The organism is Streptomyces sp. NBC_00122, from assembly GCF_045160845.1.
Lineage (GTDB): Bacteria > Actinomycetota > Actinomycetes > Streptomycetales > Streptomycetaceae > Streptomyces.
On record NZ_CP108191.1, the window covers coordinates 2147183 to 2169734 of the forward strand.

Genomic DNA, 22552 nt, shown 5'->3' on the forward strand with positions numbered 1-22552 from the left:
TGAAACCGGAAACCGCCCGAAGGACAGGTGCGCCGCCAGGGACTCGAACCCCGGACCCGCTGATTAAGAGTCAGCTGCTCTAACCAACTGAGCTAGCGGCGCCTGCTGACAGAGAAAATACTACCTGGTCCTCAGGGGTGCTCCAAACCAATAGCCGAGGGGTACCCCGGCCAGGGCCTGCGTGGGGTACGCCTGGCCCCGTCCCGCCCCGTCCGGGCCCGGGCGGGCCGCTGCGCGGAGCCTTTCCTCCACGCCGCGCCGCGTCCTAGCGGTCCAGGAGGTCGAGGCGGCCCTGGGTCTCGTACGCCGCCAGGAGCGTGGTGAGGGCGGAGTGGTCCAGGGGGCGGTAGTCGCCGACGGGGGATCGGTGCCAGACCGGGTCGTCGCACCGGAAGCCGGCGCGGCGGAGGGCGACGCGGTGGACCTTGTTCGTCGCCGTGACCGGCATCTCGGGGACGATCCGCACGTAGCGCGGCGACATCTTCGTGCCCAGGTCCGGCTGCGCGGCCAGGAAGGCCTCGAAGGCCTCCGGGTCGAAGACCGCGCCCTCCCGGAGGGACAGCGCCGCCATGACCTGGTCACCCGCGACCTCGTCGGGGACGGCGTACACCGCGACCGACGCCGCGTCGGACCAGCGGGCCAGGATGTTCTCGATCACCGCGGCGGCGAGGTTCTCGCTGTCGACCCGGAGGCGGTCGTCCGTGCGGCCCGCGAAGTAGAGGAATCCGTCGGCGTCCCGGAAGAAGAGGTCCCCCGTCCAGTACCAGCCGTCCCGCGTACGGGCGGCCTCCGCGTCCGGATTGCGCCAGTACCCCTCGAACAGGCTGCGGCCCCGGTTGACCAGTTCCCCGATGGCCTCGGAGCCGTTCAGCAGGCGGCCGTCCCCGTCCAGCAGCGCCGCCGGGCATTCCGTGCCCGTCTCCGGGTCGATCACTGCCAGGTCGTCCCCCTCCCCGGCCCGGCCCAGGGCGCCCGGCGGGGTGTCCGGGGTGTTCCCCCAGCTACCGCTGGGAGGTACCCCCAGCACGGAGGCTCCGCCCTCGGTGGCCCCGTAGCCCTCCACCAGCCGGACGCCGAACCGCTCGGCGAAGCGCGCCGCGTCCACCGCCCCGGCCTCGGTGCCGAAGCCGAGCCGCAGGGTGTGCTCGCGGTCGTCGGGGCGGGGCTCGGTGGCCAGCAGGTACTGGACGGCCCTCCCGACGTAGGTGAAGTACGTCGCCCCGTACGCCCGTACGTCGTCCAGGAACGCGGAGGCCGAGAAGCGTCGGCGCAGCGCCACCGCGGCCCCGCCCGCGAGCGCCGGGAGCCAGTCGGCGATGACGGCGTTGCCGTGGAACAGCGGCATGCAGACGTAGTGGACGTCGTCGGGCGTGACCGTGAACCGGCGGGCCAGCGCGGAGCCGGCGGCCGCCAGCCGGCCCTGGGTGCAGATCGCGGCCTTGGGGGCGCCGGTGGAGCCCGAGGTGAAGTAGAGGAGCAGCCGGGAAGCCGGGCCGGGGGCGGCGAGCGTCGCTTCGCCCGGCTTGGCGGCCGCGTACGGGGCGAGCAGGGCCGCGTACTCCTCGGTGCCTGTCACCAGGAGCCGTACGCCCGGCAGGTCGAGGCCGCGCAGCAGCGGCAGGTGGGCGTGGTCGGTGATCAGGATCCGGCAGTCGGTGTGCAGGATGTCGCGGGCCAGTTCGGGGCCGCGCCGGGTGGGGTTGATCCCGGCGACGGCGGCCCCCGCGAGGGCCGCCGCGCCGAGCCAGAACGGGAACTCGGGGATGTTGTCCAGCAGCAGCCCCAGGTGCGGTTCGACCCCCGGAGGCATGAGGTCGACGAGGAGCGCGGCGCGCGCGGCCGCCTCCTGGGCGGCCCGGTGGTGGGTGAGGACGCCGTCCTCGTGCTTCAGTCCCGGCCGGTGGTCGCCCCATCGGCGCGCGATGAGTTCCGCGACGGTCTCCGGTGCAGTGGTCGTCCGCATGCCGCCGGAGGATAGCTGACGCTACGTCAGAATTGAACGTCGGAGCAGGCGTAGAAGGCGTTGCCCGTGTCGTTGATCGTCCAGACGGCCAGGATCATGTGACGGCCGGTCCGGCCGCTCGGCATGGCCCCCTGGTGGACGGTGGTCATGGCGGGCCGGGCGCCGTTGTAGGCGACGGTGAGGAAGGGCTGGGGTTCGAGGTCGGCGCGGGTGAGGGCTCTGGTGCCGTTCCAGCCGTTCTTGGTGACGTAGTACTTGAAGTCGGTGGTGGAGTGGTTGGCGGTGAACTGCCACCGGAAGCTGTAGCTCTGCCCGCTGGTGACCTTGGTGGTGGGCCAGGCGCCGCCGCGGGGGTCGTCGAGCTCCGCGAACTGCGGCAGGCCGGCGGAACATATCTTGCCGTCGGCGGGGCCGGCGGTCGGGAAGCCCTTGAGGCCCTCGACGCTCTGCGGCTCCCACTGGATGGCGCCGCAGTTCAGGACGGTCTTGTTGGCGCAGAGCTTCTGGCGGCTGATGGGGGTGTCGGTGTAGCCGTGACTGCTGGCGCTGGGGGCGCTGAGGAGGGTTATTCCGGCGACGAGGCCGAGGCCGAGCGCGGCGGCGCCGGCCCGTCCGGGCATGCGGAGGTTACGCATGATGCTCCTTGAACGTGGGGGGAGTTCGATGAGAGCGTGCGCACGCGTGGGGACACTTCAGGTCTAGACCAAGTCCCAGATTATTGACGAGAGTTGGCCATGTCCATACCAACGGAGGAACGGGCGGTCCGGTCCCTTCCGGCCACCCGTTCCCGTGTCCCCCGCCGCCCTACTCGGAGCGGCCCGTGTAGAAGGCGACCGTGAGGTCCTTCACCAGCGCCTTGCGTTCGTAGTCGTCGAGCTCGACGAGCCCGCGCGAGGTCAGCCGGTGGACGGTGTCGTCGACGGCGTCCACGACCGAAGTCAGCACCGTGTCCCGGTGCTTGGCGTCGATCGCCGCGACCCGGCGGCGGCGCATGGCTTCGGCGACCTCGGCCGCGTACTCGATCCGGGTCGGCTGGGCCGAGAAGACCTCGATCCCGACGGCCTCGGTCTCCGCCGCCAGCATCCGGGTCAGCGCGTCCCCGACGGCCTCGGCGTCGCGCAGGGTCGGGGCGTCCTCGTGGAAGGCGTCGGCGGGCAGTTGCGACAGCACTCGGGCCATGGCGGATTCGACCTGTTCGGCCAGGTACTCCACGTGGTCCTCGACGGCGAGGGTGGCCCTGGCCGTGTCCTTGACCTGCCAGACGACCTGGACGACCACCTGGAGGGCGAGGCCGCCGGAGTCCACGGCGGGCATGGGCTCGCTGCGCCAGTGACGCAGCCGTACGTCGACCCGGCGGCGCAGGAGGAGGGGGCTGACCCAGGTCAGGCCGGTGCGGCGGACGGTGCCGCGGTAGCGGCCGAAGAGGGTGAGCACCCAGGCGTGGCCGGTGCGGATGCGGCCGAGGCCACCGAGGGCGAGCAGCGCGACGATGCCGAGGAAGGCGAGCGGGGGCCAGTGGGTGGCGCGCAGGCCCTGGTAGGCGCGGGGCGTTCCCCCGAAGGCGGCCACGAGCACCGGGGGGACGACACCGGCCCGCCAGAGCACGGCCGCGCAGCCCGCGAGGGCGAGGCCGCCGACGCCCACGCCGATCCAGCCCGGCAGTACCGGGCCGCGGTGCTCCCGGAGCCGGTCGTCACCCCGGGGGACCCGGCGGCCGGGGGCGGGACGGGGGGCGCCGCGCCGCGCGCCTGCCGCGGGAGCCGAGTCGCGGGCGCGAGCGGGCCCCCGGTTCGGCTCCCCGTGGAAGGGCAGGTGCACCGGCACCTCGGTGACCGCGGTGCCGCGTTGCCGCCCGAAGCGGGGGACGCCGTGGGTGTCGTCCGGCGCCGGCTGCTCCAGGCCGCGCGCCACGGCGTGGGCGACGATCTCGGCCACACCGGGGCCGGGCACACCGGAGCGCACGGCCGGGTGCTCGGATCCGGGTTCGGGGTCGGGCTCGGGTTCCGCCTCGGACGCGTGCTCGGGCTCGGGCTCCGGCTCGACGACGGCCGCCGGCCGCACGGGCGCCGGCTTCGTGGGCGCCGGCCACGCGGGCGCCGGCTTCGTGGGCGCCGGCTTCGTGGGCGCCGGCTTCGTGGGCGCCGGCTTCGTGGGCGTCGGCCACGCGGGCGCCGGCTTCGTGGGCTCCGGTCCGGCCTCCCGCGGATGCGCCACGGCGGCCTCGGCGTCGGTGATCCGCAGGCGCAGGGTCGCCACCCCGGCGTGGGCCGCCTCGTCCTGCGGGTGCGGGATGCCCAGGCCCGTGTGGACCTGTTCGGGCTCGGCCTGGGCGCGGGCGGCCGGCACGTCGAGTCCCTGCGGCAGCGGTAGTACGGCCTCCTCCACCGTCCGGACCGCCGGCACGAAGGCCCAGCCCGTCGAGGTCTCGGCCGCGGCCACCGGTTCCGGCTGCGCCGCGACGGCGGCACCCACCAGTGCCGGCGGGGCACTCGGCCCGGCCGCCCCACGGGGCGCGGCGACGCCCCGGACCGGGGCCGGTGCCTGCCGGACCGGCCCGTACGCCGGTTCCGCCGGCGCGGCAGGGGCCACCGGGGCGACGGGGGGTGCCGCCGCCGGCACTCGGAGGGTGCCCGTGGTCGAGGTGGTGCGCGTGGGGTACATGCTTGCCTCCGTCATGCGAACAGCCGGCGCCAGGTTTCCGGGCCCGGGTAGCCGTTGGCCGAAGCCCCGCGCCAGCCCTGCGCGCGCTGGAAGGCCTCGACGTTGCGGCGGTCCGCCTCGCCCCAGCTGGGGCCCGGACCGGATGTGTAGTACTTGCCGAAGCCCTTCTTGAGCAGCTGGCGGCGCAGGGCCGTGACGGCCGCGTGGGACACGCCCGGGCGGAACACCGAGGCCCCCGGGTAGGTCCGTGCGCCTCCCGGCGCGGGTGCGGCGTCCACCGTCGGCGGGATGTCCTTGCCCTGGTGCTCGACCAGCAGGCGCCAGGTCTGCGCGCCCGGGATGCCGTCCGCGTCGGCGCCCGTCCAGCCCTGGGCGCGCTGGAAGGCCTGGGTGGCCAGCCGGTCGGCCTCCGTCCAGGTGCGGCCGGCCCCCTTCGGGTAGAAGCGGTACGCGCCGCGCTCGATCAGCATCCGGCCCAGCTGGGCCACGTGGTCGTTCGTCGCGCCCGGGCCGAACTTCGCCGTGCCCGGGAACACCGTCGAATCCCCGGGCTTCGGGCCCGGCACCGGGTCCTCCGGGAGGATCCCGCCCGTCACACCGTTGAAGCGGTAGGGGAGGTACTTCGTCGCGTTGGCCCAGTAGCCGTAGGGCGTGGCCAGCTTCCGCGTCGTGGGCCGCGTCTGCTCGTAGGCGATGTAGCTCGTGCGCGTGTCGTCGGCCCAGCCTCCGAAGATGACGACGTGCGAGCCGTTGTTGGGGTCCGCCGGGTTGTGGAAGAGCAGCATGTCCCCCGGCAGCAGGTCGTCCTTGGCGATCTTGGTGGCGAACTTGTCGAGGCTGCCGGTCCACTCGTTGGTGCCGAGGTTCCAGGCCATGGAGACGAAGCCCGAGCAGTCCTGCCGGTACCCGTCCGTCCAGTACTCGGACATGCTGTACGGGACCTTCGCGTCCAGCCACAGCTTCGCCCGGTTGATGATCGTCGTCCGGTCGATCCGCTTCACGGCGGCGGGCGCACCGGGCTGGCCGACCGGCCCGCCCTTCGGCCCGTGCAGCGGGGTACGACCGCCCTGCGGGGAGCCGGGGTCGTCCAGGGCCACGGGTCCGGGGGGCGGGGTGCTCACCGCCACCGCGGCTCCGCCGCCCGTGCCCAGGACCACTCCGGCGGCCGTGGCCAGGACCAGCGCCCGGCGGGCCCCGCGGGCGGCGCGGTGGCCCCCGTCCCGTAGCGGTATGGCCCGCGCGCGGGCGAGGGAACGGCGGCGCTGGACGCAGCCCCGGCACGCACAGTCACCCGCGGGCTCGTACTCCTGGAAAACGGGCATCGGCATCGGCACATGCGTCGGAGGCTGCATCGTCATGCGGTTCCGTCCACTCCCCTGCTCGTCCACTGGTCAGCCGGGACCGCGTCTGGCGGGGCATCAGATGCGGTACGGCGCAGACATATCGTGCACGATAAACCCGCCAAACATGGGTTAATCGGACAAGGCGGGCGTGGCTGGTTACGAGCACCCGCAGAGGTGGGGTAGAGTTTTCCCTGTCAGCAAGCGCCGCTAGCTCAGTTGGTTAGAGCAGCTGACTCTTAATCAGCGGGTCCGGGGTTCGAGTCCCTGGCGGCGCACAGACGGAAGAAGCCCCCCGCAGCGAAAGCTGCGGGGGGCTTCTTCGTCACGCTCCGTTTTCGCCCGTACGGAGGCGTCCCGTCGGCTACGCCGCCGTGCCCGGCCGGACTCCCGAGCCCGTCAGGTAGGCGGAGACCACCACGTTCGCCGTGTACTCCTTGGCCGCCTTGTCGTAGGAGCCCCCGCAGGTCACCAGCCGCAGCTCGGCCCGGCCCTTGATCCGCTGGCCGTACGCCTTGTGCGGGTCGAAGCCCGAGCGCTCGTAGACCTTTACGTCCTCGATGGTGAACTCGGCGACCGAACCGTCCGCCCGCACCACCCGCACCTTGTCGCCCGGCTGCGCCGAGCTCAGGCCGTAGAACACCGCCGGCTTGGACTTCGTGTCCACGTGCCCGACCAACAGCGCGGCCCCGGCCGCCCCCGGCCGGACGCCGTTGCCCCACCAGCCCACCGTGCCCGGGCTGTCGTACGGGGGCGGCTCGATCGCCCCGTCCGCGTCCAGGCCGCGGGATATCACCGGGGCCTGGATACCTATGGAGGGCACGTCGACGCGCTGGGGCGAGGCCGCTGCCAGCGGTGCGTGCGCCGCGGGCAGCCCCGGGCCGACCACCCCGCCGGCCTGGCCGGCGAGCGGGGCCGGGACCCCTGTGATCTGGCGGCCCCACAGCCACAGGCCCAGCACCAGCACCGACCAGGCGGCGAAGGTCAGCAGCCGGCCTCCACCGGAGGCCTTGCCCTCACTCATCGTGCCTCGCTCAGTCACCGCTGCGGCGGCGGCGCAGGGTCAGCGCCCGGCCGGCGACGGCCAGGGTCGCGACGGCGGCCAGGATGGCGCCGATCACCGTGTGCGGCATCCCCGGCCCGTCGCCCCCGTGGTCCTTCTTCGCCGCCGCGGCCAGCCGGGACGTCTCCGCGAGTTCGGCGGACATGCCGCCGCCGCCCGCGTGGACCGGCCACACCGGCGAGGCGTGGTGGGACGGCTCGCGGTGCGAGATCTGGATGGAGCCGCTCACCTTGTCGTGGCCGTCGCAGGTCACCCGGACGGAGTGCCAGCCGGGCGAGGCGTGCGAGCTGATCATGGCCTCGCCGTAGAGCGGGCTGCGGCCGCCGTCGCGGCCGAACAGCTCGACGTCCGACGTGAAGACCGGGGACTTGGCCGAGCCCCTGGTGCCGTCACAGCCGTTGACGCGCAGCTTGACCTGCGCTCCCGGAGCGGCCGGGTTCGGATCGACCGAGACGCCGCCGCGGTCGCCACGGTCACCGCGGTCCTCCTCGCCCGCGAGGGCGGTGGGCGCGGTCACCGCGGAGAACGCCGTCAGGGCGACGGCCACCCCGGCGGCACGGAGAGCGATCTGAACACTGCGCATGGTGAACCTCCTCAACAAGGAGATTCACGCGCGGCGCGCCGCTCCGCATCCGGAGCGGCGCCGTACGTGTCAGCCGTAGGCGTTAAACGAGGTCCACCAGGTCGGCGATCGAGTCGACCGTCCTGGTGGGCCGGTACGGGAACTTCTCGGTGTCCGCCACGGAGGTCAGGCCGGTGAGGACGAGGAAGGTCTGCATGCCCGCCTCCAGGCCGGCCAGCGCGTCGGTGTCCATCCGGTCGCCGATCATCGCGCTGGTCTCCGAGTGCGCGCCGATGGCGTTGAGGCCGGTGCGCATCATCGGACGCGCCTATCAATCATCAAAGAGGTCTATAGCCCCCAAGTCCGACTGCCTGCTCAGCGTGAAATGATCGACTCACGAGTTACCCCTCAACGGCAGGAGTCCGTACCCCATGGCAGAGCGCAAGCCCATCGAATCGTGGCTCACCGACATGGACGGCGTGCTCATGCACGAGGGCGTGCCCATCCCCGGTGCCGACGCCTTCATCAAGAAGCTCCGCGAGTCGGGTAAGCCCTTCCTGGTGCTGACCAACAACTCGATCTACACCGCGCGGGACCTGCACGCCCGGCTGACGCGCATCGGCCTGGAAGTGCCGGAAAAGAACATCTGGACTTCGGCCCTGGCCACGGCTCAGTTCCTCCACGATCAGGCTCCGGGCGGCACCGCCTACGTCATCGGCGAGGCCGGCCTGACCACCGCCCTGCACGACATCGGCTACATCCTCACCGACCACGAGCCCGACTTCGTGATCTTGGGTGAAACGCGAACCTACTCCTTCGAGGCGATGACGAAGGCTGTCCGCCTGATCAACGCGGGCGCCCGTTTTATCGCCACGAACCCCGACGAGACCGGCCCGTCCGCCGAGGGGGCGCTTCCGGCCACCGGCGCGGTGGCCGCGCTCATTACGAAGGCGACGGGGAAGGACCCGTACTTCGTCGGCAAGCCCAACCCGCTGATGATGCGTACCGGCCTGAACGCCATCGGGGCGCACTCGGAGACCTCGGCCATGATCGGCGACCGTATGGACACGGACGTTCTTGCCGGGCTGGAGGCCGGCATGGAGACATTCCTCGTCCTCACGGGGCTGACAGGCCGGGGCGACATCGACCGCTACCCGTACCGGCCGACCACGGTCGTTGACTCGATCGCGGATCTCGTCGACCGCATCTGATCCTCCCCATAGACACAGAGAAGGCCCTCCCGGTACCTCGAGAGAGCCCGCTCTGTTGGTGACCGCTGGTCGCCACTGGTCGTCCCGGTCTCGCCCAGGACCACGTAATCGGGCTCGTGGTCGGTCAGGATGTCCCCGGAGATCGGGGCGCCCTCGTGAATGAGGACCCGTCCATGTCGGTGAGCCAGGATTCGACCCGCTTTACTCTGCCACCAGTTCTAGCCAGGAGCAGCACCCTTCAGGGCGATAGGGAATGACTTCTCACGTCTGCTCTGACCCGCAGTTCAGAGCAGACGGTTCTGGATTTCGATGTACCGGCGGACGATCGACAGGGGGAGCCCCGCCGACTGGCGCAGGTGGTGGGAGGGGACGCCCTTGAGGAAATTGACCGGCTTGGAGACGGCGACCTTGGGAAGGAAGTTCGCCAGCAAGCGGACGTGGTTGTTCCCGCTGCTGAACTCCACCAGTTCGATCTCGAAGTCGGCGCACACTTTGCGCCGGAATGCGTCACGAAACCGCATGCACGTGCACGAGAAACGTCCACTTTCTGTCGGTACGACCGTAAGGCGCTCGCCGATAATCGAGCTGTCGTACGGTGATCTGTATGCAGCTTCGTTACCAGTACCGCGTCTACCCGACGCCCGGTCAGGCCCTACGTGCCCGCCGGGTGTTCGGGTGCCGGCGTGCGGTCTGGAACGACGCCCTGGCCATCGTCCAGGCCCGCACTTCCGAAGATCGGTGACGTCGAGGTGGAGTGGAGCCGGGATCTGCCGTCCGATCCGTCGTCGGTCACCTTGGTCAAGGACCGTTCCGACCGGTATTTCGTCTCCTTCGTGGTCGAAACCGATCCGGCCGCCGACATGCTCCCGCCCACCGACGGGGACCAGGGCATCGACTTGGGACTGACCCGCTTCGCGGTCCTGGCCGACGGGTCGCACGTCGTCTCGCCGAAGTATCTGCGGCGGGCGGAGAAGAAACTGAAGAAGCGACAGCGGGAGCTGTCGCGCAAAGCGAAGGGATCGAAGAACCGGGACAAGGCCCGTGTACGGGTCGCCCGCGCTCACGCGAAGGTCGCGGACAGCCGCCGCAACTTCCATCACCAGTGGTCCCACAAGCTGACGAGCGAGAACCAAGCCGTCTTCACGGAGACCCTGAACGTGCGTGGACTGGCGCGAACGAGGCTGGCCAAAAGCGTCCATGATGCGGGCTGGGCGCAGTTCGTGATGTTCTGCGAATACAAGGCGATCCGGCGGGGGCGGTCATTTGCGAAGGTGGACCAGACGTTCCCAAGCTCGCAGATATGTTCCGCCTGCGGGTTCCGTGACGGCCCCAAGCCGCTGCACATCCGCACCTGGACTTGCCCGAACTGCGACACCCGACACGACCGGGACTGGAACGCAGGACTCAACGTCCGCAACGAAGGCCGCCGCATCCTCATGGCGGCAGAACCACACACCCCCGGACCGGGGGCCTCACGCCGGCAACGGCGCGAGTAAACGCCTGCGGAGCGCACATAAGACCCGGCAGCAGCCAGGCAACGCGCACAACCCCGACATCCGTTGGGAGGAACCAGGAAACACCGTGGTCCACGGCCGCTCACGCGAGCCCAGGACGGACGGAGAATCCCCGTGCTTCAGCGCGGGGAGGCGAGGTCAATGGACTGTTCTCCGCTCTTGGCGGCCTGTGACCCCTGCGGCGAAAATAGATCGGTTCCAAAGTCACCAAGGTCCCGACGCCTTGAATTTGCCCGTCCCGCAGTGGGCGGTGAAGCGGCCCTGGGCCGCTGACCTGGGACCGCTGGCCTGTACCTCCCTATCGGGGCCGGGCCGGGGACGCTCCGCCCGTCCACAGCCCGGACCCCTGGGGGCTGGATCAGACCAGGCGTACGTTGTCGACGGTCCAGTACCAGTTGTTGCTGCCGGCGTAGCGGAAGCGGATCTGGACGTCGGTGGCGCCGGCCGGGATCTGCAGGGCGAGGGACTCGCTCTTCGCGACGGCGTCGGCGGTGTAGCTCTTGAGAGCCGTCGACGCACCGCCGTTGTACGAGACGAGGACCTGGGCGGTCTGCCCGGCCTCCTGGCGGTAGTGCGTCTGGAAGGTCAGGGTGCGCGTGGTGCCGCCGGTGACCGCCCACTTGGGGGTGATCAGGGTGGAGTCGTAGCTGCCCGTGTGGCTCTTGTCGTCCCACTCGTCGGAGTCGGCGACGGCGAAGACGTCACGGGAGCGGACGTTCAGCTCGCGCCACTGGTCGCGCTGGGCCTGGCTCCAGAACTCGTCGGTGGCGAAGGCCCAGCCGGCCCACTCCGTGACACCGCCCGTGCCCATCTTGGAGTTGTCGACGGACCAGCCGGCGGGCGGGGTGTGCGTGAAGCCCTTGGTGCCCGAAGGGATGCCCGTCTCGTCCACGCGCCCCTGGAGGCTGGGGCGCAGGGTGTCGAAGGGGTCGTCGTCCGGGGCGTTCAGCGGGACGCCGTCCAGCCCGGTGGTGGCGACGCCGACCTGCTGGAGCGCGGTCGCGGCCACGTCCACCAGCTTGACGTCGCTGCGCACCGAACCGGCCGGGATGCCCGCGCCCTTGGCGATCACGAAGGTGCCGCGCTCCTGGATGCTGGAGCCGCCGTGGCCGCCGGCGTCGGTGTGGCCGTGGTCGGTGGTGACCAGGATCTTCCAGTTCTCCTGGGCGTACGTCGGGCGGTTCTGGACGGCGGTGAGCAGCTGGCCGACCATCACGTCGACGCGGGCGATCGCGTCGAGGTACTGCTGGCTGGCGGCGCCGTAGGAGTGTCCGGCGCCGTCGACCTGGCCGAAGTAGACGAAGGCGGCGTCCGGGTTCTGGCCCTGCAGCTCGGCCGAGGCCGCGGCGGCGATCTTCGGGTCCTCGGGGCCGTAGCCGTCGCGGTCGCCCTTGAGGGAGAGGCGCTTGTCGACCTTGGCCGAGAAGACCGGGCCGCCCGCGTCGGTGGAGGTGATGGGCTCCCAGTCGGCGGCCGCGTACGTGTTGAGCGCCGGGTTGGCGTTCTCGATGCGGGTCAGGAAGTCCGGGTAGGCGGCGTAGTTCTTGCCGGTGAAGGAGTTGTCCTTCACCCCGTGCTTGTCGGGCCATACGCCGGTGGCGATGGTGGACCAGCCGGGGCCCGACGAGGTGGCGGCCATCGGGTTCGCGTACAGGGTGCTGCGGGCGGTCAGGCCCTGGGCCATCAGACCGTTCAGGTTCGGGGCGTTGGCGGCCTTGACGCGGTCGAGGACCGTGCCGTCGATGCCGATGACGAGGACCTTGTCGGTGGTGGCGGCCGCGTCGGCGGCGGTGGCGGTGGCGGTGTGCACGCCGAGGGCGGTGGCGAGCAGGGCCGTGGCGGTGGCGGCCACGGCGAGGCTGCCGGTGCGTCCGGGCAGGACAGTGGACACGTACTCCTCCTGGGAGCAAGTGAGCGGTGGACGTGCGGGACTGTGCGGGCACTGCGGGCACTGCGGGGACATGCGCCGGGTCCGCACCGACGTCGCGTTCGGTCCAGACCCGTTATGCATTCGTCACTGTCCCGGCCGTGGATGACCGGGGGGTGACCGGTCAGCTTCCGGTTGCCGACTTCCACGCGTCGACGTAGGTGGCGAGGTTCTTGTCGATGTCGGCCCAGTCCGGCTCGAAGATCTCGACACCCGTCATGATCTTGGTGAGTTCGACGGCGTTGGCGTCGGTGGGCTTGACGTCGGTACGCGCCGGGAAGCCGCCGCCGACCCCGCTGACCAGCTGCTGGGCCTCCTCACTGAGCAGGTGGTCCAGGAGCTTCTTGCCGTTCTCGGTGTGCGGGGCCTTGTCCACGAGGCCGGCCGTGTACGGAAGGGCGAAGGTGGTGGGCTTGCCGCCGTCCTTGGCCGGGAACCAGATGCCCAGGTTCGGCATGGACTTGGACTGCGCGAAGTTCATCTGGACGTCGCCGTTGGCGACGAGCAGCTCGCCCTTGTCGACCTTCGGCGCCAGCTTGCTGGTGGAGGAGGACGGGCCGACGTTGTTGGCCTGGAGCTTCTTCAGGTACTCCGCCGCCGGCTCCTTGCCGCCGAAGTCGTGCATCGACTTGATGAGGACGGCGGTGCCGTCGCCCGCGACGCCCGGGGTGGAGTACTGCAGCTTGCCCTTGTAGTCGGCGTCCAGCAGCTCCTCCCAGGTCTTGGGGGCCTCGGCGAGCTCCTTCTTGTTGTAGACGAAGCCGAAGTAGTTGTTGACGACCGAGGTCCACTTGCCGTCTGCGGACTTGTTCGCGCCGTTGACCTTGTCGGAGCCCTGCGGCTTGTAGGCCTGGAGGAGACCCTTGCCGTCGGCCTGCTGGATGAAGGGCGGGAGGGTGATCAGTACGTCGGCCTGGGTGTTGGTCTTCTCGCGGACGGCCCGCTGCACCATCTCGCCGGAGCCGCCCTCCACGTACTTGACCTCGATGCCGGTCTTCTTGGTGAAGTCGGCGAAGACCTTGTCGTACCAGCCGTCGCCCTTGTCGCTCTTGAGGCCGTCGGCGCTGTAGACGGTGACGACCTTCTCGCCGCCGTCCTTGGAGTCGGTGGCGGAGGCGCCGCCGCAGGCGGTGAGGGAGACGGCGAGGGCGAGGCTGCCGGTGACGGCGGCGGCGGTGCGGAGCAGGAGCTTGCTGGGCATGGAACTTCCTCACGGGGAAAGGGAGTCGGCAGGGGATCAGCAGGGGTTCAGCGGTACGAGGCTCTGGTGCGGATGCGGGAGACGGCCAGCAGGACCAGCAGGGTGGTGGCCAGCAGGACCACGGCGACGGCGGAGCCGCTGAAGAGCGAACCGCGGTCGGTGGCGGTGAAGATCCGGACCGGAAGGGGCATCCAGTCCGGCGGGTAGAGCATCATCGTGGCGCTCAGCTCACCCATGGACAGGGCGAAGCAGAGCCCGGCCGCCGCGGTGAGGGACGGCAGCAGCAGAGGCAGCTTGACCCGCCACAGCACGTACGCGGGGCGGGCGCCGAGGGAGGCCGCCGCCTGCTCGTACGCGGGGTCGAGTCGTACGATCGCGGCCGCGACCGACTGGTAGGCGAACGCCGTGACAAGAATCGTGTGCGCCAGGATGACGAGGGAACTGGTGCCGTTGAGGAGCAGCGGCGGCCGGCTGAAGGCGACGAGCACGGCGAGGCCGACGACCACGGACGGCACGGCGACGGGCAGCATGAACAGTGCGTCCAGGGCCCGCTTTCCGCGCTTTCGGGGGCCGGCCGCGGCCAGCGCGGCCCAGGTGCCGACGGTGAGTGCGAGCAGGCTGGCCGCCAGGGCGGTGACGAGGCTGGTGGTCAGGGCCTGGAGGGATTCGCCCCGCACCGCGGAGGCGTAGTTCCCGGTGGTCGGGCCGGAGGGGAAGGCGCCGGACCAGTGGGTGGAGAAGGAGGCCGCGACCACCACGAGCAGGGGCAGCGCGAACAGGGGAAGGAAGAGGAGACCGAACAGGCTCCAGGCGGCCCAGCGGCCGGCCTTGCTATGCACCAGCACGCTTGCTCACCACCCGGTAGAGGCCGAACAGACCTACGGAGATCGCGATGTTGACGACGGCGACCACGCAGGCGGCCGAGTAATCGGATTCGAGTATCGCCTTGCCGTAGATGAGCATCGGGAGGGTGGTGACGTCCTTGGCTCCGGTGAACAGGACGATCCCGAACTCGTTGAGGCACATGACGAGGACGAGGCTGCCGCCTGCCGCGAGGGCCGGGAGCGCCTCGGGGAGGATCACCTGCCGGACGATCCGGGCGGGCCGGGCGCCGAGGCCGGCGGCGACCTCCAGCTGGGCGGTGTCCAGTTGGGAGAAGGCGGCGAGCAGGGGACGCATCACGAACGGGGTGAAGTACGTGATCTCCGCGAGGAGGACGCCCCAAGGGGTGGTGAGGAAGTGGAAGGGCCCCTCGGCGGCGCCGGTGAGGCCGGTCCAGGCGCCGTTGGCCATGCCGACGGTGCCGTAGATGAAGAGGAGGGCGAGGGTGATGAGGAAGGAGGGGAAGGAGAGGAACACGTCGATGAACTTCGCGACGCCGCGGGACCCGGGGAAAGGCACGAAGGCGATCACCAGCGCGAGCACGAAGCCGAGGACCAGGCAGCCGGCTGTGGCGCCGACGGCCAGCCAGACGGTGGTGCCCAGCGCTTCGCGGAAGGCGTGCGACGCGAAGACCTGCGCGTAGGCGTCGAAGGCCCCGAGGCCGTTCTCGGGGGTGAGGGACTGCTGGACGACCAGCGCGAGCGGGTAGAGGAAGACCAGCGCGAGGACGGCCACGGGCGGTACGGACCAGAGCCAGCCGGGCACGGTACGGGGCGCCCGTGCGGCGGGGGCCGCGAAGCCGCCTGGGGCTCCGCCCGGGCCGTCGGGGCCGCCCGGCGCGAAGCTCCGTACGGTCCGGGTCTTGACTCCGTTCTGGTGCTCGGACCGGCCCTCGCCCTCGGACCGGGCCTGGTGCGGGACGGTCGCGGCGGCCGGGGCGGGGACCTCAGCCATCGGAGACCCCCGCCGACAGCAGGACCGCGTCCCGCGGTTCGAAGTGCAGCGTCACCGTGTCGCCCAGCGCGGGCGTCTCGCGCAGCTCCGGCAGGTCCGCCTTGACGCGGTGGCCGTCGACGTCGACGTACAGCCGGTGGGTCGAGCCCCGCCACTGCACCTCGGCGATGGTGCCGGTCAGCGCGTTGGGCCCGGCCCCGAGGCCGAGCAGGTGCGGCCGTACGCACAGGGTGGCGGTGGAGCCTGGCGCGGCCCGTCCACGGTCCAGCTGCAGCGCCCGCCCGGCGAAGAGCGCCCCCGAGTCGGCGACGGTCACCGGCAGGAGGTTGGCGTTGCCGACGAACGACGCGGTGAACTCGGTGCGCGGGGCCCGGTACAGCTCCTGCGGGGTGCCGCAGTCCTGGAGCCGGGCCTTGTCCATGACGGCGATCCGGTCGGCCAGGGTGAGCGCCTCGACCTGGTCGTGGGTGACGTACAGGATGGAGACGTCGGGCAGTTCGCGGTGGAGCCGGGCCAGTTCGGCGAGCATCCCGGAGCGCAGCTGCGCGTCGAGCGCGGACAGCGGCTCGTCCAGCAGCAGCACCCCGGGCCGGATGGCGAGGGCGCGGGCGATGGCCACGCGCTGCTGCTGGCCGCCGGAGAGCTCGCGCGGGTAGCGCTTGGCGTACGCCGCCATGCCGGTCATCTCCAGCGCCTCGGCGACGCGGCCGGGGATCTCGGCCTTGGGGGCCTTCTGCGCCTTGAGGCCGAACGCCACGTTGTCCTCCACCCGCAGGTGCGGGAAGAGCGCGTACTGCTGGACGACCATGCCGATGCCGCGCTTGTACGGCGGGAGCGCGGTGACGTCCCGGCCGCCGATCAGCACCCGGCCCGCGACGGGCCGTACGAAACCGGCGACCGCGCGCAGCGCCGTGGTCTTGCCCGACCCGGAGGGGCCGAGCAGGGCCATCACCTCACCGGGCTCGACGGTCAGGTCGAGGGAGTCCAGGACGGTGTTGCCGCCGTAGGCGACGCAGACCGAGTCGAAGCGGATGCCGCTCACGAGCCGGACTCCCGGGCCAGGAGCGCGGGGAGTTCGGCGACGGAGCCGAGGACGTGCGTCGCGCCGTGCTCCGCCAGCGCCGCGCGGTCGTGGGCGCCGGTGAGGACGCCCGCCACGATCCCGGCTCCGGCGCGGACGCCGCTGAGCATGTCGTAGGCGGTGTCGCCCGCGACGACGATCTCGCGTACGCCGGCCACGGCGCCGGTGCGCAGGAAGGCGGCCAGCACCATGTCCGGGTAGGGGCGGCCGCGGCCGCCCGCGTCGGCGGGGCAGAGCGTCAGGTCGGCGAGGCCCTGCCAGCCCAGGGCGGCGAGGATGGCGTCCTGGGTGACGCGGGCGAACCCGGTGGTCAGGACGACGGTGCGGCCGTCGGCGCGGAGCTTCTCGATGGCCTCGCGGGCTCCGGGGACCGGGGCGATCAGGCCGCTGTCGACGAGCTCGCCGTACGCCTCCTCGAAGGCGGAGTTGGCGCGCTGGGCGAGCTCCTCGGTGCCGAAGAGGTGGCGGAAGACGGAGATCTTCGACTCGCCCATGGTGTCGCGGACGTACTGGAGCTTGGCGGCGTGGTCGGGGGTGCCGGCCTCGACGCCGAGGCGCTCGGCGGCGCGCTCGAAGGCGCGCTCGACGAGGCCGCCGTCGGCGACGGTGGTGCCGGCCATGTCGAGGACGATCAGGTTCTTCTCGGTGTGCTCGGTGTGCTCGGTGTTCTTGGTGTGCTCGGTGTTCTTGGTGTGCTCGGTGTTCTTGGTGTGCTCGGTCATCTGAGTTACCAGCCCAGTTCGTCGGCGGTGGTCTCGGCTATGGCGGGCGAGCAGGTCATGCCGCGCCCGCCGGGTCCGGTCACCAGCCAGACGCCGTCGGCCACCTGCTGGCGGTGGACGACGTGGGTGGTGTCGGTGCACTGCGCGTACACGCCCGCCCAGCGGTGGCGGATCTTCGGCAGCGGGCGGCCCAGGAAGGACTCGACCACCTCGGTGAGGTGCTCGTAGGGGTCTTCGAGGGTGTCGAACGCGAAGGGGTGCTCGTACTCGTGGGTGTCGCCGATGGTCAGGCCGCCGTCCTGGCGCTGGACCATCAGCAGCTGCATCTTGTGCTCGGCGGCGACCGGCGCCTGGGCCTGCTCGGCGCCCAGCCGGTCGAGGGCGGCGGACCGGTAGGCGGGGTAGTAGCGGAAGCTGTCGGCGTCCGCGACGGAGGTGGTCAGCGGCTCGCCGAGCGGGGCGGTCTGCATCATCTGCAGCCGGACGCGGCGCACGGGAAGCTCCGGGACCAGCTCGCGGACGAGGCCGGACAGCCAGGCGCCGGTGGCCAGGACGACCGCGTCGCCGCGGTGGACGTCGCCGTGGTCGTCGCGGACGGCGCCGGGGCCGGTCACCTCGCGGACCTCGCGGCCCGGGAGGAAGGTGTAGCGGCCGGTCGCCCGGAGCGCCTCGCGCAGGTGGAGCTGGGCGGTGCGCGGTTCGACGGCCGCGTCCCGCTCGCACCACAGCGCCGCCTCGAAGTCGCCGCGCAGGGCCGGGTTGATCTTCCGCGCCTGCTCGGCGGTGACCAGTTCGTACCCGCGCGCGGCGGCGTCGGGGCGGGCCACGGCCGCCTCGGCGACCGCGTACTCAAGGGAGTTGCGGACGGGGGTGAGGGAGCCGATGGCACGGAAGCCCAGGCCGGGCACCTCCGCGCCGATGCGCTCCCAGAGCTCGCGGGCCCGCAGGGCGGTGTCGAGCTCCTCGCCCCCGGCCCGCCCGCTGACCCAGATCTGGCCGAAATTGCGCAGTGACGCGCCGCGGGCCTCCGCTTCTCGCTCGATCTGGACGACCTCGTGGCCGCGTTGGACTGCTTGCCAGGCGTGCATGGTGCCGACCACGCCGCCTCCGACGACTATGACTCTCACACCTCAACGGTGGGCACGGCCCATGACCCTTGAGGATCCGACGGGCAACGCCCCGGTGAACAGCCCTCGACACTTGGACTAGACCCGTTATCGTTCCGTGATGCAGATGCGTCCCTTTGCGCCGGGTACGGACGGATTGGCTCGGGGCTACTCGGGCCTCAGGCGGGTCGTGAAGCTGAACCGGTCGCCACGGTAGAGCGAACGCACCCGCTCCAGGGGCCGGCCGTCCTGGTCCCGCGAGAAGCGGTGGATGAGGAGCATGGGCAGGGCGGGCGGGGTGCCGATCAGCAGTGCCTCGCGGGGCGTCGCGAGGACCGTCTCCAGTTTCTCGTCGGCGTCGCCGAAGGAGATGCCGAGGCTGTCGCGGAGATATCCGTAGAAGGAGGAGTCCGGCTGGAAATCGCTGTCGAGGCGGGGGGCGCGGGCCACCCGGACGTAGGTGCTCTCCAGACCGACGCGCTCGTCGTCGGCCAGCAGGACACGCTCCAGGTGCCAGACCGCCTCGCCGGGTTCGGCGCCGATGCCGGGGGCGAGGTCGGGCGGGCAGGGGAACTGCTCCAGGCCGATGAGGTTTCGGCCGGGCCTGCGCCCCTGGCGCCGTACCCCTTCCGTATAGCTGGCCAGTGAGAGCGGCTGCTCCAGCTTCGGGCCGGCGACGACGGTCCCGCGGCCGGAGCGGCGCAGCCGGCCTTCCAGCAGCAGCTCGCGCAGGGCCTGGCGGACGGTCTCGCGGGACACCTCGTAGCGTTCGGCGAGATCGCGCTCGGTGGGCAGCGATCCGCCCTCGCCGAGCTCGTCGAGGAGCTCGGCGATCCGGGCCTTGACGGCGTAGTACTTGGGGATGCGGCCGTGCTCGGGGATGCCGGAGCGGACGGGCGAGCCGGGGCGGTGGGGCTGGATCTGTTCTTCCACGCTGGGACTCTATGCGGGGCGGATGTACGAAGATCAGCGGGTGGGGGCGCGCAGCCGCCGGCCCCCGATCACGAGTCCGCCGCCGACGGCGAGGGCGGCCACGGCGGCCGCCGCGGCCCCGACCGCCCGGCCACGGGGGCCGGTGTGCGCGAGGGACCCCGCCTCGACGGGGTCCTGCGGACCTTCCACGGAGAACCGGTAGCCGCCGGCCTCGCCGATCCAGTCGCCGTCGTCGCCCTTGCGCTGGACGAGCGCGGCGTCGGCGAGGACTTCACCGTTGGGGGCGTCGGGCGCGAAGGCGAGGCCGACCTTGACGGTCAGCGACCCGCCCGCGGCGACGGTGAAACCGGGGAAGGCGTCGCCGCCGTCGAAGACGGCGATGATCTCGTCCCGGTCGGACCGCTCCAGGCTGACGGGGAGGGTGCCGCCCGGGGCGTCGAACTCCATCCGCAGGTGGGCGGGGCGCAGGGCGCGGGCCTTGTCGGTGAAGACGACGACGGGATGGATGGCCGTGCACACGGAGTCCGTGGTGTTGGTCAGGTCCAGGTACCAGGTCTGCGGCCCGCCGCCGGTGCGGTACACGGCCGGGCCGCCGCGGATCCGGGCGCCGATCGGGAAGGCGGTGCTCTTCCCATCGCCGCAGGTGGCCTTCGCGCGGGAGGGCAGCGCGGGGGCTGGGCGGGCCCCGCCGCCGGTGCCGATGTCCGCTCCGGCGGTGGGTGCGGTGGTGGCGATCAGCGCGGCGGAGAGGACGGCGCCGAGGGCAAGGGCTTTGCGCAGTCGCATGGAAGACCTTCGCTGCTCGCCGGACGGGACGATGGTCGGACCAGGTGACAATCACCCCGGTCCTGCCCGCACCCTGCCACGCACGCGCGAACCGTCGCCGCGCACCGCGCCCGAGTCGTTCCGGTTTACGCCCGAACGGCGCACGAGGTCAAGCCAGCCGGCGAATCCAGCCCCGCCGGCGCTTGAGGCGACCTTTCAGCCCCGCCGGCGTTTGCCCGCGGGGGTCCGCGGGCAGCGCCCCCGGCAACGGCGCCGCACCCGGCACACCGCCCCGGCACCCAGCACGGTACGGCACCGGCACCGGCACCGGCACCGGCACGACGTCACCCCGCCCGCCCGAACACCGGCCCGAGCGCCAACTCCGCCGCCCCCTCCGCCACCCCCGCCTCCGCCAGGGCGACCACCGGCCGGGCCGGATCAAGCGCGCGCACCGCGAGAACGGCCCCGACCCCGGCCACGAAGACGTCCGGCGCCGCCGCCACCACACGCCCGCCGAGCAGCACACGGTCCACATCCAGCAGCGCCACCAGATTGGCCGCGGCCTCGCCCAGGATCCGCGCCGCCTCGGGAAGATCACCCCGGGCCACCGCCCCCAGGCACAGCGCCTCCACGCAGCCGCGCGCCCCGCACCGGCACGGCGGGCCGTCCAGCAGGAGCACCTGGTGCCCGAACTCCCCCGCCGCCGAGCGCTCACCGCGGTAGACCTCGCCGCCCAGCCACAACCCCGCGCCGAGCCCGGTCCCGACGTGCAGGTACACGCAGGTGCGGGGCCCTCCGCCGGCAAACGGATGGGCATACGCATCCGGCGCGGCATCGGCGACACGCCCGGCAGCCGCATCCGGCCAGGCGGCCCGGAGCCACACCCCGGCCGCCGCGGCCGCACCGGCGTTCGTGTCCTTGTCCAGCAGCACCGGCAGACCCAGCCGCCCCTGCAGCACCCCCCGCAGCGGAAAGCCCTTCCAGCTCGGGAACCCCGTCACCCGCCCCATCGTCCCGGCCCGGTGGTCGAGCGGCCCCGGTGCGGCCACCCCGACGCCCAGGGGCGGCAGCCCGGCCGGGTCTCCGACCCGCGCGACCGCCCGTACGACCGCCTCCACCACCGACTCCGGGCCGGCCCCGAAGTCCAGCGGGCCACCGCCCTCGGCGACGACGCGGCCGGTCAGGTCCACCCGTACCGCCCGGAGCTCATCGCGGTCCAGGTGCACTCCGACGGCGTGATGTACGTCCGGCACCAGCCGGAGCAGGGTGCGCGGTTTGCCGCCGGTGGACGCGGCTCGCCCGGCCTCGGCGACCAGCCCGTCCGCGCCGAGCCGGGCCGTGATCTTACTGACGGCCTGCGGGGTGAGCCCCGTACGGGACGCGAGCTCGGCGCGGCCCAGGCCCGCCGGGCCCGCGCCGCGCAGCAGATCCAGCATCAGCGCCTCGTTGTACCCGCGCAGCGCCGGCAGGTTCACCCCGCCGCGCCCGTCCCCGCTACCCCTGTTCACGAGTCCATTGTCCACCTTCCTTGCACTTCGGCAACACTGTTGCCAAAGTGGTTCCATGAGCAACCCCGCCTCCCCTTCCTCCCCCGCCCCCCTCCGCGTCGGCCTCATCGGCTACGGACTCGCCGGTTCCGTCTTCCACGCCCCCCTCGTGGCGGCCACCGACGGCCTCGTCCTCGACACGGTCGTCACCTCCGACCCGGGCCGGCAGGCCCAGGCCCGCGCCGAGTTCCCCGACGTCGAGATCACCGCCTCCGCCGACGAGCTGTGGGCGCGCGCCGGCGGCGCGGACGCCCTCGGCCTCGTGGTGATCGCCTCCCCCAACAAGACCCACGTCCCGCTCGCGACGGCCGCGCTCACCGCCGGGATCCCCGTCGTCGTGGACAAGCCGCTCGCCGCCACGGCCGCCGAGGCGCGCGAGCTCGCCGAACTCGCCGAGCGGACCGGCACGTTCCTGTCCGTCTTCCAGAACCGCCGCTGGGACAACGACTTCCTCACCCTGCGCCGCCTCCTCGCGGACGGCGAACTCGGCGAGATCCAGCGCTTCGAGTCCCGCTTCGAGCGCTGGCGCCCGCAGCTCAAGGGCGGCTGGCGGGAGTCGGGCGCGCCGGAGGAGATCGGCGGGCTGCTGTACGACCTGGGCAGCCACGTCGTCGACCAGGCGCTGGTGCTGTTCGGACCGGCGGTACGGGTCTACGCGGAGACCGACGTGCGCCGCCCGGGCGCCGAGGCCGACGACGACACCTTCATCGCGGTCACGCATGCGAACGGGATCCGCTCGCACCTCTACGTCAGCGCCACCACCGCCCAGCTCGGGCCACGCTTGCGGGTCCTGGGCTCCCGGGCCGGCTACGTCAAGTACGGGCTCGACCCGCAGGAGGGCGCCCTGCGCGAGGGGCTGCGGCCGGGGGCGGACGCGCCATGGGGCGAGGAGCCCGAGCACCTCTGGGGCCAACTGGGCTCCGGCGAGTCCCCGTTGACCGGGGGCGGGACTCCGGTTCCGACGGCTCCGGGCGACTACCCGGCGTACTACGCGGCGGTGGCCGCCGCGCTGCGCGAGGGCGGGCCCAACCCGGTCACGGCGTACGAGGCCGCGCGGTGCCTCGACGTGCTGGAGGCGGCCCGCAGGTCGTCCCGGGACGGCGCGGTCGTCGAGTTGTGA

Annotated in this window: 22 protein-coding genes and 2 tRNA genes; 5 read left to right on the forward strand and 19 right to left on the reverse strand. The window is 72.2% G+C overall.

What is annotated here, in order from left to right:
• Nucleotides 1–28 precede the first annotated feature (28 nt).
• The 5 genes from OG737_RS10110 to OG737_RS10130 all read right to left on the reverse strand — a co-directional run bounded on the left by OG737_RS10110 (nt 29) and on the right by OG737_RS10130 (nt 5952).
• Nucleotides 29–102, reverse strand: a tRNA-Lys gene (locus OG737_RS10110).
• A gap of 163 nt (nt 103–265) precedes the next feature.
• Nucleotides 266–1963, reverse strand: coding sequence for an AMP-binding protein (locus OG737_RS10115; protein WP_405921436.1), 1698 nt, complete (start codon nt 1961–1963; stop codon nt 266–268).
• Between the two features lie 26 nt (nt 1964–1989).
• Nucleotides 1990–2583: a lytic polysaccharide monooxygenase gene (locus OG737_RS10120; RefSeq protein ID WP_328930275.1), complete on the reverse strand. Its 594-nt coding sequence runs from the start codon at nt 2581–2583 to the stop codon at nt 1990–1992.
• A 184-nt stretch (nt 2584–2767) separates the two neighbouring features.
• The gene (locus OG737_RS10125) at nt 2768–4624 is read right to left on the reverse strand and encodes an SPFH domain-containing protein (RefSeq protein WP_405921437.1); all 1857 of its coding nucleotides are present in this window, start codon (nt 4622–4624) and stop codon (nt 2768–2770) included.
• Nucleotides 4625–4635: 11 nt separating this feature from the next.
• On the reverse strand, nt 4636–5952 hold the full coding sequence (locus OG737_RS10130) for a peptidoglycan-binding protein (RefSeq protein WP_328925876.1): 1317 nt from the start codon (nt 5950–5952) through the stop codon (nt 4636–4638).
• Nucleotides 5953–6168: 216 nt separating this feature from the next.
• Here OG737_RS10130 and OG737_RS10135 point away from each other — a divergent pair.
• Nucleotides 6169–6242: transfer RNA gene (locus OG737_RS10135), tRNA-Lys, on the forward strand.
• Between the two features lie 86 nt (nt 6243–6328).
• Here the strand turns inward: OG737_RS10135 and OG737_RS10140 are convergent.
• From OG737_RS10140 to OG737_RS10150, 3 genes are all read right to left on the reverse strand, one after another.
• Nucleotides 6329–6988, reverse strand: a complete 660-nt coding sequence (locus tag OG737_RS10140) for a class F sortase (RefSeq protein WP_328925877.1) — start codon at nt 6986–6988, stop codon at nt 6329–6331.
• A 10-nt stretch (nt 6989–6998) separates the two neighbouring features.
• Nucleotides 6999–7610: a hypothetical protein gene (locus tag OG737_RS10145; RefSeq protein ID WP_328925878.1), complete on the reverse strand. Its 612-nt coding sequence runs from the start codon at nt 7608–7610 to the stop codon at nt 6999–7001.
• Between the two features lie 82 nt (nt 7611–7692).
• Complete coding sequence (locus tag OG737_RS10150) at nt 7693–7905, reverse strand: HAD hydrolase-like protein (RefSeq protein ID WP_405681420.1); 213 nt, start codon at nt 7903–7905, stop codon at nt 7693–7695.
• A gap of 115 nt (nt 7906–8020) precedes the next feature.
• Here OG737_RS10150 and OG737_RS10155 point away from each other — a divergent pair, with 115 nt between their 5' ends.
• A complete protein-coding gene (locus tag OG737_RS10155; RefSeq protein ID WP_328925879.1) occupies nt 8021–8800 on the forward strand; it encodes an HAD-IIA family hydrolase in 780 nt (259 codons plus the stop codon).
• 284 nt (nt 8801–9084) lie between these two features.
• Here OG737_RS10155 and OG737_RS10160 read toward each other — a convergent pair whose 3' ends face one another.
• Nucleotides 9085–9321, reverse strand: a complete 237-nt coding sequence (locus OG737_RS10160) for a transposase (RefSeq protein WP_328925880.1) — start codon at nt 9319–9321, stop codon at nt 9085–9087.
• Between the two features lie 83 nt (nt 9322–9404).
• Here OG737_RS10160 and OG737_RS10165 point away from each other — a divergent pair, with 83 nt between their 5' ends.
• Together OG737_RS10165 and OG737_RS10170 are read left to right on the forward strand one after the other, a co-directional pair.
• Nucleotides 9405–9542, forward strand: coding sequence for a helix-turn-helix domain-containing protein (locus OG737_RS10165; protein ID WP_328925881.1), 138 nt, complete (start codon nt 9405–9407; stop codon nt 9540–9542).
• Nucleotides 9484–10296 (forward strand): RNA-guided endonuclease TnpB family protein, encoded by an 813-nt coding sequence (locus OG737_RS10170; protein ID WP_328925882.1) that lies wholly within the window; start codon nt 9484–9486, stop codon nt 10294–10296. Before OG737_RS10165 ends, OG737_RS10170 begins: the two co-directional genes overlap by 59 nt.
• A 376-nt stretch (nt 10297–10672) precedes the next feature.
• Here OG737_RS10170 and OG737_RS10175 read toward each other — a convergent pair whose 3' ends face one another.
• The 10 genes from OG737_RS10175 to OG737_RS10220 all read right to left on the reverse strand — a co-directional run bounded on the left by OG737_RS10175 (nt 10673) and on the right by OG737_RS10220 (nt 21321).
• Nucleotides 10673–12205 carry an alkaline phosphatase family protein gene (locus tag OG737_RS10175; RefSeq protein WP_328925883.1) on the reverse strand — a complete coding sequence of 511 codons (1533 nt, stop codon included), beginning with the start codon at nt 12203–12205 and terminating at the stop codon, nt 10673–10675.
• 160 nt (nt 12206–12365) lie between these two features.
• A complete protein-coding gene (locus OG737_RS10180) occupies nt 12366–13442 on the reverse strand; it encodes a 2-aminoethylphosphonate ABC transporter substrate-binding protein (protein ID WP_405921438.1) in 1077 nt (358 codons plus the stop codon).
• 47 nt (nt 13443–13489) lie between these two features.
• Nucleotides 13490–14287: an ABC transporter permease subunit gene (locus tag OG737_RS10185; RefSeq protein ID WP_328925885.1), complete on the reverse strand. Its 798-nt coding sequence runs from the start codon at nt 14285–14287 to the stop codon at nt 13490–13492.
• Nucleotides 14274–15278 carry a 2-aminoethylphosphonate ABC transporter permease subunit gene (locus OG737_RS10190; protein WP_405921439.1) on the reverse strand — a complete coding sequence of 335 codons (1005 nt, stop codon included), beginning with the start codon at nt 15276–15278 and terminating at the stop codon, nt 14274–14276. The genes OG737_RS10185 and OG737_RS10190 overlap by 14 nt, the downstream gene beginning before the upstream one ends.
• Nucleotides 15271–16320 (reverse strand): ABC transporter ATP-binding protein, encoded by a 1050-nt coding sequence (locus OG737_RS10195; RefSeq protein ID WP_328925887.1) that lies wholly within the window; start codon nt 16318–16320, stop codon nt 15271–15273. The genes OG737_RS10190 and OG737_RS10195 overlap by 8 nt, the downstream gene beginning before the upstream one ends.
• A complete protein-coding gene (locus OG737_RS10200) occupies nt 16317–16979 on the reverse strand; it encodes a phosphonatase-like hydrolase (RefSeq protein WP_405922408.1) in 663 nt (220 codons plus the stop codon). The genes OG737_RS10195 and OG737_RS10200 overlap by 4 nt, the downstream gene beginning before the upstream one ends.
• 107 nt (nt 16980–17086) lie before the next feature.
• A complete protein-coding gene (locus tag OG737_RS10205) occupies nt 17087–18208 on the reverse strand; it encodes a TIGR03364 family FAD-dependent oxidoreductase (RefSeq protein ID WP_405921440.1) in 1122 nt (373 codons plus the stop codon).
• Nucleotides 18209–18355: 147 nt separating this feature from the next.
• Complete coding sequence (locus OG737_RS10210) at nt 18356–19120, reverse strand: GntR family transcriptional regulator (protein WP_405921441.1); 765 nt, start codon at nt 19118–19120, stop codon at nt 18356–18358.
• Between the two features lie 33 nt (nt 19121–19153).
• On the reverse strand, nt 19154–19906 hold the full coding sequence (locus tag OG737_RS10215; RefSeq protein WP_328925891.1) for a hypothetical protein: 753 nt from the start codon (nt 19904–19906) through the stop codon (nt 19154–19156).
• Between the two features lie 323 nt (nt 19907–20229).
• A complete protein-coding gene (locus OG737_RS10220) occupies nt 20230–21321 on the reverse strand; it encodes an ROK family transcriptional regulator (RefSeq protein WP_328930276.1) in 1092 nt (363 codons plus the stop codon).
• Nucleotides 21322–21448: 127 nt separating this feature from the next.
• On the opposite strand from OG737_RS10220, the gene OG737_RS10225 reads away from it, so the two are divergent.
• A complete protein-coding gene (locus OG737_RS10225; RefSeq protein WP_328925892.1) occupies nt 21449–22552 on the forward strand; it encodes a Gfo/Idh/MocA family oxidoreductase in 1104 nt (367 codons plus the stop codon).

Excerpts from the sequence above, each read along its gene's own strand:
- OG737_RS10150 (WP_405681420.1), bottom strand. The coding sequence starts at position 7,905 with ATGCGCACCGGCCTCAACGCCATCGGCGCGCACTCGGAGACCAGCGCG.
- OG737_RS10145 (WP_328925878.1), bottom strand. The coding sequence starts at position 7,610 with ATGCGCAGTGTTCAGATCGCTCTCCGTGCCGCCGGGGTGGCCGTCGCC.
- OG737_RS10225 (WP_328925892.1), top strand. The coding sequence starts at position 21,449 with ATGAGCAACCCCGCCTCCCCTTCCTCCCCCGCCCCCCTCCGCGTCGGC.
- OG737_RS10220 (WP_328930276.1), bottom strand. The coding sequence starts at position 21,321 with ATGCTGGATCTGCTGCGCGGCGCGGGCCCGGCGGGCCTGGGCCGCGCC.
- OG737_RS10140 (WP_328925877.1), bottom strand. The coding sequence starts at position 6,988 with ATGAGTGAGGGCAAGGCCTCCGGTGGAGGCCGGCTGCTGACCTTCGCC.
- OG737_RS10120 (WP_328930275.1), bottom strand. The coding sequence starts at position 2,583 with ATGCCCGGACGGGCCGGCGCCGCCGCGCTCGGCCTCGGCCTCGTCGCC.
- OG737_RS10160 (WP_328925880.1), bottom strand. The coding sequence starts at position 9,321 with ATGCGGTTTCGTGACGCATTCCGGCGCAAAGTGTGCGCCGACTTCGAG.
- OG737_RS10190 (WP_405921439.1), bottom strand. The coding sequence starts at position 15,278 with ATGGCTGAGGTCCCCGCCCCGGCCGCCGCGACCGTCCCGCACCAGGCC.
- OG737_RS10180 (WP_405921438.1), bottom strand. The coding sequence starts at position 13,442 with ATGCCCAGCAAGCTCCTGCTCCGCACCGCCGCCGCCGTCACCGGCAGC.
- OG737_RS10155 (WP_328925879.1), top strand. The coding sequence starts at position 8,021 with ATGGCAGAGCGCAAGCCCATCGAATCGTGGCTCACCGACATGGACGGC.
- OG737_RS10215 (WP_328925891.1), bottom strand. The coding sequence starts at position 19,906 with ATGCGACTGCGCAAAGCCCTTGCCCTCGGCGCCGTCCTCTCCGCCGCG.
- OG737_RS10115 (WP_405921436.1), bottom strand. The coding sequence starts at position 1,963 with ATGCGGACGACCACTGCACCGGAGACCGTCGCGGAACTCATCGCGCGC.
- OG737_RS10130 (WP_328925876.1), bottom strand. The coding sequence starts at position 5,952 with ATGCCGATGCCCGTTTTCCAGGAGTACGAGCCCGCGGGTGACTGTGCG.
- OG737_RS10200 (WP_405922408.1), bottom strand. The coding sequence starts at position 16,979 with ATGGCCGGCACCACCGTCGCCGACGGCGGCCTCGTCGAGCGCGCCTTC.
- OG737_RS10125 (WP_405921437.1), bottom strand. The coding sequence starts at position 4,624 with ATGTACCCCACGCGCACCACCTCGACCACGGGCACCCTCCGAGTGCCG.
- OG737_RS10165 (WP_328925881.1), top strand. The coding sequence starts at position 9,405 with ATGCAGCTTCGTTACCAGTACCGCGTCTACCCGACGCCCGGTCAGGCC.